Genomic DNA, 1,256 nt, shown 5'->3' on the forward strand with positions numbered 1-1,256 from the left:
TGTAAGCTTCCCCAAAAACTGGACAGTTTAAAAGACGACAAAGTCACTAACTTTAAACTGTATGAAGAAGTCAAGATTTACCGAAAGCCAGATCATCAAGGCAGTCAAGGATCATGAATCGGGCAGGGATGTAAATGAACTCTGCCGGGAATTGGGTATCCATCGAGGCACATTTTATCTCTGGAAAAAGAAGTATGGAGGCATTGAAGTTCAGGAGCTCAAGCGGCTCAAGGAGCTGGAGGAAGAAAACCGGAAGCTCAAGCAGATGTACGCGGAGCTGGCCCTAGATAACAAGATTCTCAAGGATGTTCTGGGAAAAAAGTTCTGAGCCCTGCTGACAGGAGGCAGCGGGTAGACTACATACTGGGCAGCTATCCGGTGGCCATCAGCAGGGCCTGCAGCTTGATTGATTACTCCCGCTCGGCATTTTACTACAAGGCGGTCAAAAATGATCTGAAAGTAGTGGAAACAGTCCGGGAATATGCAGACCGGTTTGGACAATATGGCTTCTGGCTGTTGTACAAGCGGATGCGGAAAGAAGGAATCACCTGGAATCACAAACGTGTATATCGAATCTATAAACTGCTCAAACTGAGCATGCGCCGAAAAGGGAAGCGCAGAGTCCCCGCAAGAGTCAAGGAACCTCTGATTCAACCGGAATTGGTCAATTCCAGCTGGTCGATGGATTTCATGTCTGACAGCCTGATGTCAGGTCAGCGCTTCAGAACACTCAATATCTTGGATGACTTCAACCGGGAAGCCCTGCATATTGAGATCGGTGCCAGTCTACCCTCACTCCGTGTAGTGAGGGTACTGGAAGAATTGAAAGAATGGAGAGGTTTGCCTAGTCAGATCAGAGTGGACAACGGTCCGGAATTCATCGCCGAACCGCTCAGAACCTGGGCGGAAACCAACCGGGTGAAAATCTTATTTATCCAACCCGGAAAACCTATGCAAAATGCTTTTATCGAGCGATTCAACAAAACCTACCGAACCGAAGTATTGGATTACTATTCCTTTGTATCACTCCAAGAAGTCAGAGAGATTACCCGGGAATGGATAGAGGACTACAATCATCACAGACCTCACGGAAGCCTGAATAATTGCTCTCCAATAGATTTTGCAAAGCAATGGGCGTTAACAGTGGATAACTTCTCTGAAGTTACCCACAATTAACACCCTTAGTAGTAATAATAGTCAACATCAAAAACCAATTTTGTCTATTTTAGAATTGTCCAAAAAGTGGGAAGCCTTCA

1 protein-coding gene is annotated in these 1,256 nt (G+C 45.9%); it reads left to right on the forward strand.

Annotation, left to right across the window (positions count from 1 at the left end; all coding sequences use genetic code 11):
- Positions 1 to 61: 61 nt before the first annotated feature.
- Positions 62 to 1,176, forward strand: a protein-coding gene (locus G458_RS0116865) for an IS3 family transposase (protein WP_157359847.1) whose coding sequence is annotated in 2 segments (ribosomal slippage) — positions 62 to 314 and positions 314 to 1,176 — 1,116 coding nt in all. Because the reading frame shifts where the segments join, the coding sequence is not laid out codon by codon here.
- Positions 1,177 to 1,256: the final 80 nt, after the last annotated feature.

Source organism: Algoriphagus mannitolivorans DSM 15301, from assembly GCF_000429425.1.
GTDB lineage: Bacteria > Bacteroidota > Bacteroidia > Cytophagales > Cyclobacteriaceae > Algoriphagus > Algoriphagus mannitolivorans.